At 68.3% G+C, this 10,204-nt stretch carries 7 protein-coding genes and 1 pseudogene; 5 read left to right on the top strand and 3 right to left on the bottom strand.

Features of this window, described 5'->3' with window-relative positions; genetic code table 11:
• Nucleotides 1-476 precede the first annotated feature (476 nt).
• Entirely contained in the window at nt 477-830 is a 354-nt protein-coding gene (locus LBC97_05690; GenBank protein ID MDR2565544.1) for a hypothetical protein, read from the bottom strand.
• A 274-nt stretch (nt 831-1,104) separates the two neighbouring features.
• Between LBC97_05690 and LBC97_05685 the strand changes: the two genes are divergently transcribed.
• Both LBC97_05685 and LBC97_05680 read left to right on the top strand, forming a co-directional pair.
• Complete coding sequence (locus LBC97_05685) at nt 1,105-1,692, top strand: hypothetical protein (protein MDR2565543.1); 588 nt, start codon at nt 1,105-1,107, stop codon at nt 1,690-1,692.
• Complete coding sequence (locus LBC97_05680) at nt 1,689-2,003, top strand: transcriptional regulator (GenBank protein ID MDR2565542.1); 315 nt, start codon at nt 1,689-1,691, stop codon at nt 2,001-2,003. Before LBC97_05685 ends, LBC97_05680 begins: the two co-directional genes overlap by 4 nt.
• A 318-nt stretch (nt 2,004-2,321) precedes the next feature.
• Here the strand turns inward: LBC97_05680 and LBC97_05675 are convergent, their stop codons facing one another.
• A complete protein-coding gene (locus tag LBC97_05675; protein ID MDR2565541.1) occupies nt 2,322-3,128 on the bottom strand; it encodes a siderophore-interacting protein in 807 nt (268 codons plus the stop codon).
• A 298-nt stretch (nt 3,129-3,426) separates the two neighbouring features.
• On the opposite strand from LBC97_05675, the gene LBC97_05670 reads away from it, so the two are divergent.
• Together LBC97_05670 and LBC97_05665 are read left to right on the top strand one after the other, a co-directional pair.
• Nucleotides 3,427-5,526 (top strand): hypothetical protein, encoded by a 2,100-nt coding sequence (locus tag LBC97_05670; protein MDR2565540.1) that lies wholly within the window; start codon nt 3,427-3,429, stop codon nt 5,524-5,526.
• A gap of 352 nt (nt 5,527-5,878) precedes the next feature.
• Nucleotides 5,879-6,565, top strand: coding sequence for an ATP-binding cassette domain-containing protein (locus tag LBC97_05665; GenBank protein ID MDR2565539.1), 687 nt, complete (start codon nt 5,879-5,881; stop codon nt 6,563-6,565).
• A 407-nt stretch (nt 6,566-6,972) separates the two neighbouring features.
• Here the strand turns inward: LBC97_05665 and LBC97_05660 are convergent.
• Nucleotides 6,973-7,065 (bottom strand): annotated as a pseudogene (locus LBC97_05660) (polymer-forming cytoskeletal protein).
• Nucleotides 7,066-8,363: 1,298 nt separating this feature from the next.
• On the opposite strand from LBC97_05660, the gene LBC97_05655 reads away from it, so the two are divergent.
• Nucleotides 8,364-9,812: a hypothetical protein gene (locus tag LBC97_05655; GenBank protein ID MDR2565538.1), complete on the top strand. Its 1,449-nt coding sequence runs from the start codon at nt 8,364-8,366 to the stop codon at nt 9,810-9,812.
• Nucleotides 9,813-10,204: the final 392 nt, after the last annotated feature.

Below are 10,204 nucleotides of genomic sequence, written 5' to 3'. Positions count from 1 at the left end.
GCGGTGGTCGAGATAGGCGGGAAACGGTTGACGCTGCCGCCCGCAGTGCCGCCCGAGGCGCAAGACATCCTCGATGCGATCACCGAAACCGGGCACTAAAGGCAGTGGCACGAGTTAGGTCCTGGGACGAAGGTCTGTGACTGGCTTCACCATACCCGGGCACTTCCCACGCGTGTATGTCGACACGATTCGCTGGATCCGGGAGGCGGACAGCTCGCGGATGTGCTCCGCCTGGGCGGTGGACACCTGCCGCAACTGTGGTCCAATCTCAAAGGAGGAACGGCCGCGCTGGCGCCGGGGCGGCCCTCGCCGAGACGCGCATCGCCGACGCTCAGGTATGACACGTCAACGTCGGCGGCGGCCTCAATCTCAGCCTCTATGCATGCGGCCAACTTGGCGTCATCCTCATCGCGTCCGGGCAGGCCGGCTATGGCCAATGCCATTGCCGCCGCAGTCACCGCTGTCTTGAGGCTCGCCTAGAGAGCATCTTGCAGGCTCGGGTCGAGGAAAATGATTGAACAATTCGGCAGCCGATCCTGCAACGCCTGCCTGTTGGCTGGTGTGTCCTCGGCGAGGCTAAGCCTCAGTTCTCTCAGGTGGGGCATCACCGGTATCTGTTCGATGAAGTCGAGTTCGCCGCCAATAATCAGGACGACGAGGTTCTCCAGTCCCGCCAAGCCTGCGTGGCCGGTCGATTCGCGCCACGCGCTTATACCCAAATCGCTTAGCTTTGGGTTGCATACCCCAACGTCTGAAAAGTCGCTGCCTACCCCAGTGTCCGCTAGAGCCTCCAGGTTGGGGAACTCGCAGAAGGCATCGGTGTATGCCACGGGTGCGCCTTCGATGTACGCCAACGTCGACTGCGATCCCTCAGAACTGCCATCGGCCCATCCCAGAAGAGTCCCTGCCCGCGACTACTCACCCGTATCCGGCGTCCGCGACCGTAGGGCGCTCCGCTCCAGCCGCGGACATCCTCGGGTTCTTCGCCAGTCTGAGTTCCGGATGGCGGAGACCGGTCAAGGAACCAAGACGGCGCCCCAATTCCTGGCCCGACCGCGTAGCGTTGACTTGCCAAGAAGGAAAGTCAAATATAGACTTTCCAATATGGCAAGTGATTCCCAGCCGGCCCGGCCCGGTGAACCGGTCGACCAGCCCAAAGTCGGCACCGACCCCGACCGGGAGCATCGCTCCGGCCCAGGCCTCGAACCCGAAGGAGACCTCGACCAAGTCGATCAGCCAACGCCTGCCCAGGCGCGGGCCGCGCTGGAGGCCCTGGAATGGGACAATTCCAAACTGGCGCGGCGAGTCGCCACGCCGAATTGGTACCACCCGTTGATGGCGGTGATCGTGGCCGTGTTCGTGATCGCGCAGGTCATGCCCACGCCTGTGTTCGTGGTGGTCACCGCCGTCGGCGTGGCCGCGCTCGGCAACATGGTGACCGTCTACCGCCAGCGCTACGGGGTCTTGGCGGCTGGGCCCGTCGGCGCTAAGGCGAGGTGGCTCCTGTTCGGGAGCATGGGCGTCTACCTGCTCGCTGCGGCGGCTGGCCAGATCATCAAGCTCGCCCACGTCCCGCACTGGTGGGTCCTGGCGCCGGCCGTGATCGCCAGCGGCGCGATGCTGATCGCCGGTCCCCGGTATGACAACGCCCTTCGCGCCGAACTGGGCGGCAAGCCTGGCGGCGCCGCGTGAAAAAGCCTCCGGCCGCTTTCAACGAGGTTATCCATTCGCCAACGCGCCTGCGCATTTGCAGCCTGCTGCGGCGCGTGTCGGAACTGGAGTTCTCCGTCATCCGCGACACCCTCGGCCTGAACGACGCGAACCTGTCCAAGAACCTCAAGGTCTTGGCCGACGCTGGCCTGGTCAAACAGCGCAAGGAGAGTTCTTCCCTCCGGGCGGACGCCCGCCGCCTGACCTGGGTGGCGCTCACCCCCGCCGGCAAGGAGTCGCTCGAGGCGCACCTCGCGGCTCTCGCCCAGATCGCCGAGGGCGTCCCCGGCTAACCATGCCGCCAGCCCCAGGCGGCATGGTCAAGAACCGCCCCGCGCCCGATGCCGTTCGCCCAGCTCCGCAGATCACCTCCCCGCCACGTCGGCTCGCCCGCCCACCCCGAACACCTGCCCGTCGCCTATGTTGACGGCGCGGCGGTCCGCCACGCCCGCCCGCCCCGAACTCCTGCCCGGAAACAGTGCGGCTTTGCCGCGTGAGCGCGGCCGGTTCCTCGCCGCCCTCCGGTGGCGGGTCGACGCCGTGCTGGACTTGGGAATATGGCGGCCGCCAGGCGTTGCCCGGCTCCCGCCGGGCCGGATGGCTTTGCCGCGTTAGCGCGGTTGGCCGTGTCCCGCCTTCCAGTAGCCGGTGAACGCGATCCGGGGCTTCGGGACCCGTGCGGCCACCAAGTGGCGGCGGGCCTCCGCCACCAAGTGCTGCTCGCCGGCCAGGTACGCCTGGGCGGTGGAAGGTTCGGGCGGTGTGTGGGTCCGCGCTTCGGCGAGGGCCGCCAGGCCGGGGCGGGCGTGCGGATCCTTCCTGGGAACCCAGTGGACTTCCAAGCCGGGCGGGGGATCGACGGGTTGGCGGTCGGCATCGTCGGGGATTTCGACAATCGCCAAGCCCTGGGCGGCGCGGTCCAGGTCGCGCAGAATGCCCGCGATGGCGGGCAGGGCGGATTCGTCGCCGACCAGCACAACGCTGGTGGCGTCGGCGAGCGGGTCGAAGCCGCAGCCTTGGTCAATCAGGGCGACCCGCTCGCCCGGTTGGGCCCGCTGCGCCCACGGCCCGGCCACGCCGAGGTCGCCGTGGGCCACGAAGTCCACGTCGATCTCGCCCGCCTCGGGCCGGTGGTTGCGGACCGTGTAATTGCGGATGGGCGGGCGGGCGTCGGCTTTTGTCCGCAGGTACTTGAGGTAGCCGGCGGTGTCGAACCTGGCGGGGATGTTGGAGAAGTCGGTTTCTCCCTCCGGCCGGGGCAGGAAGAGCCTGAACCAATGGTCGAAGCCGCGCTGGGGCAGTCGGGTCAGGTCCTGGCCGCCCAAGGTGACGCGCACCATGTGGGGCGTGACCCGGCTGGTGCGGACAACCTCGGCGGTGTAGAGGCCGCTGATCTTGCGGACGTCGGCGAATCCCATGGTGGCGCCTCCCGGATTGGTGTGAGTCGTTGCGGCCCGTGTGGCCTGGCCTTTCGCCCGGTCGCGTTCCGCGCTGATGGTAGTTAGGTGAGGCTAACCTACTCGCGAATGGGGGCGCGGGCAACGCCGACAGGGCCGCTTGGCCGCCAGCCGGCCCGGCCGACCGCTTGACCCGTGCCGCCGCTCTTCACACTTGTTAGCAGCCCAAGGGAGTTCTCAGGTAGACTCGTGATGAATTATGCCCCCGGCTAAACTTCCTACCCTTCAGGAGAAGCTTGTGAATAGTCCTCATCCAAGAATGCCCGTTCACGCGCCTGGCCGCCGCGGCAAGAAGGCCGCCAGCATTGGCAGCGCCATCGCGTTGGCCGCCGCCTTGACAATCAGCTCGGGCGCCATGGGCGCGCCGGGCAGCCTTGACCCGCTGCCCAGGCTGGCCAACGGAGCGGTCGACTTCAGCGGTTGGACGGCGGTGACTTCGTCCTACGGAACCCACCTCGCGACCGATGAGTTCGAGCGCAACGGCGTGTCATACCAGGTCGAAATCGTCGTGCCGAGCAACACCAATGCTCCGCTCTTCGCGAACACAATCCTGAATCGGACAGACGGCCTTTCGCACACCTACTCGTTCATCAACGGAGATGCGTCCACCAGCGGCTACTGGATCACCTACGGAGGAACACGCGACCGTCTTACTTCCGGTGGTTGCATCCAAGTGGCCTACTATTCGGGCGAGCTGCAAGGCGCGCCCGTCGGTGCCAAGGAAAGGGAATGCTCGGTCGGCGGCACCACCCTGCGCGTCAGCGAGGTCATTCGGCTCACGGCGGACGGCCGGATCGTTCATGATGTCACTCTCACGAACGTGGGCACCGCCCAGCTCGCTGGGTTTTCCTTCGGGGTGAATCTTGACACCATGCTTGACAGCGAGGACTGGATTCCGATTATCAAGTCGACCGCCAACGCGGCATACATCGAGAATGATGACTTCCGACTCTACCTTGCGGCGACGACCCGCGACCGTGTACTAGTCGGCAGTTGGACAGATCGTTCCGACCTGGAAAATTGGGTCAATCTGGCCGACTTCCGCGCTGGTGATGTGGCAGTGGACCATACCGACTCAGCGATCGAGTATCAGTTGGTCAACCGGACCCTAGCGCCGGGCGCTTCAGCTTCTTTGGCCTTCGAGGAGCGGGTCTTTGCGGCGGCTGAGATTCAACCAGGCCAGGTTGAGGTGAAGTTGGTTGACGACGACGCCTCGGGCGCGGCGGTGCAGCCGACTGATCCCGAAGCCGCTCAACTAAATGGAGAGCCGTTGACCGAGGTCGGCTTCACCCAGGAAGACGCCGAGGCGCTGGTGCCTGCTGGCTACGAATTGGTGTCAATCGACCCGGCGTTGGAAGAGAACGACCCGCTGCTTTACGACGGCGACAACTCGACCACGCAGGAAATCGTGCTCCATTTGGTCCACATCCACACCTTGGGCCAGGTAACTGCGACGCGCACCATCACCTATGAGGGCGCCGGCGACTTGACGCCGCCGGCCGTGGTGCAGACGCAGACCGTCGACACCGACAAAGACGAGGTTACCGGAGTGACCACCTACGCGAACGGCTCGGGTTATCCGGCGGTCGTGTCTCCGGAGGTCGAGGGCTACTGGCCGCTGACCGCTGTGGTGCCCGCCGTGGGCGCCTCAACCAGCGCCGAGCCGCAGAACTTGACCGTGACGGTTCGCTACGTCACCGACGAGCCGCAACTCGCCATCGCCTCCGAGCATGGCGTTGAAGGCGGCACGGCGACCGTGTCCGGCGCGGACTCGTTCGATCCGAGGGGCGGCGAGTTGGCGCTCGCTTGGGACCTTGACAACGACGGCGAGTACGACGACGCGACCGGGCCGGAGGCGACTCTGTCGCTGCCGCTGGTCGGCTCGCACACGGTTGGCCTGCAGGCCACCGACGCTCTGGGGCGTGTCAGCACAAGCACCTTCGCGGTTCAGGCCGCCAACGTTGTGCCGGTGGTGGACATCGGCGCGGACGTGCAGATCAAGGCCGACGGCGTGTTCCAACGGAACGGCAGCTTCACCGATCCGGGCGCTGACACCTGGACGGGCGAAGTCGACTACGGCGACGGCACCGCGGTTCAGGCCCTCCGGCTGAACGGCAAGGCCTTCGTGTTGGATCACAAGTACCTGAAGGCCGGCAAGTACACCGTCACCGTCCGGATCAAGGACGTGACGGCGGGCAGCACCGGCGTCGCCACCATTCAGGTGACGGTTCCGCAGGGCCTGGCGGTGACCGGTCCGCAGGATCTGGCGCCCGCAGCCGTAGGTGGCGGCACGTTGCTCCTACTGGGGCTCGCGCTGGTGCTCCGGGCCAGGCGAAACATGCGCAGGCTGACAGTCTGACGTTTTGACGGCCGAAGAGGGGAGTCGCGGTGGGGGCCGCGGCTCCCCTCTTTGCTGCCCGGCGGCACCAGCCCGCCGTTGCGACCGCCGCCTGCGGCGACCCGGAACGGCGGCCGCCTGCGTCGGTCTAGAACGACCCCGCCCGGCGGACCGACCCCGCCCGGCGGACCCCGACCCCGCCCGGCGGACCGACCCGGCGGCGTCGGAGCGGCGGTCGCCTGCGGTTGCTCAGGACGATCCCGCCCGTGGGCGCAGACCGCGTTCGCACCTGCAAGCGAGCCCGCCTGCGGGTGCGGCCGGGTAGCATCGACACAGAGAATTCGCTGACCGGCGCGAACGGAAAGGCTGTGTGATGCGGGGAAACGGGGGGACGGCATCGGCGGCGGGGGAGTTCGCGGTGCGGGCACGGGGGGTGACCGTGCGGCAGAACGGCGTGGTGATGCTGCCGCCCGTCGACTTGGACGTGGCGGCGGGCCAAATCACCCTGGTGACCGGCCAGAACGGGGTCGGCAAGACAACGCTGCTGCGCGTGCTGGCGGGCCAGTTGAGGCCCAGCGGCGGCACTGTGGTGGTCTGCGGGATGGCGCCTGACCGGCACCGCGCCGAGTTCCGCCGCCGGGTGGCCCACATGCTGTCGCCCAGGCCGTTCTCCTCCACCATGACGGTCGCCGAGCACATCGACTTGGCCGCCATGACCTGGGGCTGCGCGCCGGACACCGCCGCAGGCGTGCGGGAATGCCAGCTTCGGCGGTTCGACTTGGCCGGGCTCGCCAACCGGTTCCCGCACCAGCTTTCGCTGGGGCAGTCGCAGGCGGCCTCGCTCTGCGTCACCCTTGCGCGGCCGTTCGACCTGCTCTTGCTGGACGAGCCGGACCACGCCCTAGACGACGGCCGGCTCCGCGCCCTTGAGCGGGTCATGCGCGAAAATGCCCGCCGTGGCGCCGCCGTCGTGGTGGCGACGCACAGCCGCGCCCTGCGGACCAGCATGGCGGATCAAGTGATCGAGTTGGCCGAGCTTCGCCATGATACCGGGGCGTAGCCTGGCGGCGGCCCCGTGGCGGGCGGCGAACGCGGGGGATGGGCCCGCGGCCGGCGGGCAGCGGCGGAAGCGGCGCCGTGGCGCGTTGATCGAGGTGTATTCGGCCGTGATCGGCGGCGCCCCGCTTGCCGCCATGGCCGTCGCGGCGGTTTCCCACGCCGCCCGCGACCCGGCGATCGTTCGGGTCTTGGGGTGGACGATCCCGCCCGGTCGCCAATTTGCCTTGGCCGTCGGTTTGGTGCTGGTCGCGTTCGCGCTCGGGTCTGCTCGCGGGCCGGTGATAGCGGAGCCGTTCCGATTGGGGCTGGCGCTGGACGGCCCCGCGCCCTGGAGCGCCTCGCTGGCGCGGCCCTTGATTCGGAACTGGCTGGGGTTTGCGGGCGTCCTTGTGGCGGGGATCGGGATGTTGGGCGCGTTGGCGCTGGCCGCGGGCGTGGCCGACTCGTCTGCGGTGGTCTATTGGGCATTGGCCTGGGTCGCGGCCGTTCCGGCCGCGCTGGTCGCCTGGCTGGCCGGGCAGCGTTGGCCGGCGGCCGGCCGGGCGGCCGGTTTGCTGGCCTTGGTGGCGGCGGGGCTGATCGCGTTGGCGCCTGCGGGCGTCGGTGGCGGCTTGGCGCTCGGCGCGTTTCTGGGGGGCGCGGCCGGGGGGCCGATGACGTTGATCCTGGTCATGGCCGTGACGGCGTTGCTGGGCTGGCTCGTTGTGCCGGTTTGGCTGACGAGACTCGATTCGTCGCTGGTGCTGCTCCAAGCCGAGCGCTGGTCGGCGGCGAGCCTGGCGATTCGGTCCGGGTATTTCTCCGATGCGGGATTGGCTTATACGGCGTGCCCGGCTCGATCGCCTCGGCGTTCCGCCGGGCGTGGCCGTCGGTGGTGGTCGCGGGCGATTTGGCTTGATCTGCTCGGTGTGGCGCGCACGCCAGTCCGGCTCGCCGGGTCGCTGATGACGTTGGCGCTGGCGGGTGTCTTGTTGCATCGGGTTTTGGCGGCGGTGGCCTTGGGCGCGAGCGGCCCGGGTTGGATTGCGCTGGCCGCCGCCACCGGCGTTCTGGCGAGCGCCGGGGTGAGGGGGCTGAGCGACGGTCTGCGCCATGTGGCCGAGGACGCGAGTTCGCCGTCCAACTATGGGGTCGGGGTGGGCCGGTTGCTCGGCGCGCATGCGGTCTTGCCGTCGGCGCTGTCCTTCACAAGCTTGGCGGCGGGCGACGGGCTGAATCGGTTGGCGGTTTTGGCGGCCCCGGATGGGCCTCTGGCTGTTTCGGCGGCGGCCGGGGCGGGCACGGCGCCCTTGGCGGTTTTGGCGGCGATTTGGTTGGCGACCGGGGTGGCGATGGCCGCTCTGAACACTTTGGAGCGAGTCAAGGGCGAGCAGCCAGAAGCCCTCTACGTCCCCGCCTACACCCCGATGGGGGATCCGACTCCCGTTCTGCGAGCCGTCTGGCAGGTTTGGCCGCAGTTGGCGGCGGCGGGCTGGGGCCTGTTGGCCGCATGGGCCGGCACCGGCGTGGCCGGCCTGGCCTTCATCCTGGCCAGCGCCGTGGCCTTGGCGGCGGCCTGCCTCAGGCAAGTGGCCCGGCAGTAATCCAGGCCGGAAAAGACGAGAGCCGCCACGAGGCGGCGGCCGTTCGGTCGGCACGGGGGCGGCGAGGGTGTGTCCCATCCCCCGTTTGCGCAGGTGGGCGCGACGGCCATCCAGGCCAGTGAGAACCGTTATCGTTAGCGTGGTATGCTGGCTGCGATCTCCGGAGATCACCAAGTCACCAACCGAAAGGAGACGCGAGTCACCTCGCTTCACATCATGGATTATTCAGCCCCTCTTTCCCCGCTGTCCGACCACCCTGAGACCAGCCGGGGCGCTGGCTCCCAGGCGCACACTACTGACTTTGTCGGCATGGCCGCGACCACGCCGCCCAGACGGCCCAAGCTCGCGGCGCGGCGGAGGCCATCGCCTTTGCGCGCCGTCCTCGCCGGGACCGCGGTCGTGGCGGCGGCTGTCGGCCTGACCGCCTGCGGGGGCGGTTCCGGGACTGGGGAGACGGCATCGTCGAATGTGTCCGCTGGTCCGACCGCAGGCGAGGACGAACACCTCGAATCGGACGGGGCCGAGGTCGCGGCGCCGGCTCCCCGCCTGGTCGTGACGTACGACGGCGGCCTCCAAGTAATTGACGCCTTGACCCTGGAACTTGTCGCCGACCTGCCACTGGACGGCTTCAACCGGATCAACTCGGCGGGGGACCAGCGGCACGTGTTTGTGTCCACGGCGGGCGGGTTCCGGCTGTTGGACACCGGGGTGTACGCCGTGGCGCACGGCGACCACGCGCACTACTACGCGGCTGACCCGATCCTCGAAGACGGGATCCTCTTTGCGGCGGCCAAACCCGGGCACGTGGTGGCGCATGATGACCTGACCACGCTGTTCGACGACGCGACCGGGCACGTCACGGTGGTGGAAAGCGACGAACCGGAGGCCGTCTTGCGCGAATACGACTCGCCGGCGGCGCATCACGGGGTGGCCGTGGCCCTGCCGGACGGCCGTCTGGTGGTCACCAGCGGCACTGAGGAGGAGCGGACGGGGATCGTGGTGCTGGACCAAGATGACGCGGTGCTGGCCGAATCCGCGCTCTGCCCGAACATTCACGGCGAGGGCGTGGCCGCCGAAGAGGCGGTCGTGTTCGGGTGCCAGGGGGGCGCGCTGGTCTATGCGGGCGGGCAGATCGTGTTCGCTGCCGCGCCGGTTCCGGAGGGTCGCGTGTCCACTGTCGCTGGTTCCGAGGCCTCGTCGGTGCTCCTGGGCAACTACGCTCTGACCGGCTCGGATGGGCCGTCCACGGCGATCTCGCTGATCGACTCGGTGGCGGGGACGCTGAAGACCCTTGACATTGGGACCGCTTACAACTCGTTCACGCTCACCGAGGATGGCACCGGGTTGGTTTTGGGCACGGACGGCCGGTTGCACGTGATCGACCTGGCAGCGGGCCAGGAGATCGCCGCGTATCCCGTGCTAGACCCGTTTGAGGTCCCCGAGGCTTGGCAAGACCCGAGTCCCAAGCTTTTGGTGTTGGAGGGCATGGCGTACGTCACCGACCCGGCGGCCAAGACGATTCACGTGGTGGACCCGACCACGGGCGAAATCTGGAAGTCCGGCTCCCTGGAAGTGACGCCAAACGAGATCGCGGGCGTCAACGGCGAGGGCGCCGGCGAACACGAACACGACCATGAGGGCGAGGAAGGCCACGAGGACGATTGATCCCCAGGCCTCCGAACAGCGGGGACGGTTTACTGGCATGGCCGTCCCCGCTGCTCCCACATGTGTCCCCACCTTCAAAAGGGGGACGGTGATTTCTTTGAGAACCGGGGACACTCATTGACGTCCGGACGGCTGGTCCGCACGAGCAGCAGAAGGGGCTGGTGCGGGCCGCGTCGGTCGGTGGCGATCCGAGAATCCCAAGGTCAGCTTGCCTTGCGCGGAGGATGTGTGTCCCTATCGTTCGAAAGAATCACCGTCCCCGCGTTGAAGGGTGGGGACACACGTTTGGGTCAGGCCGGGGGTGGGGTCGCGGCGGCGGCCGCCAGGGCCGCCTGGAGTTCGGCGCGGCGGGCCGCCATGCGGGACTCGCGCTTGGCCTCGCGGCGGTCGTG

The organism is Bifidobacteriaceae bacterium, assembly GCA_031281585.1.
Lineage (GTDB): Bacteria > Actinomycetota > Actinomycetes > Actinomycetales > WQXJ01 > JAIRTF01.
The sequence above is the reverse complement of the archived record's forward strand: the minus strand, read 5'-3'. Positions and strand labels throughout refer to the sequence as shown.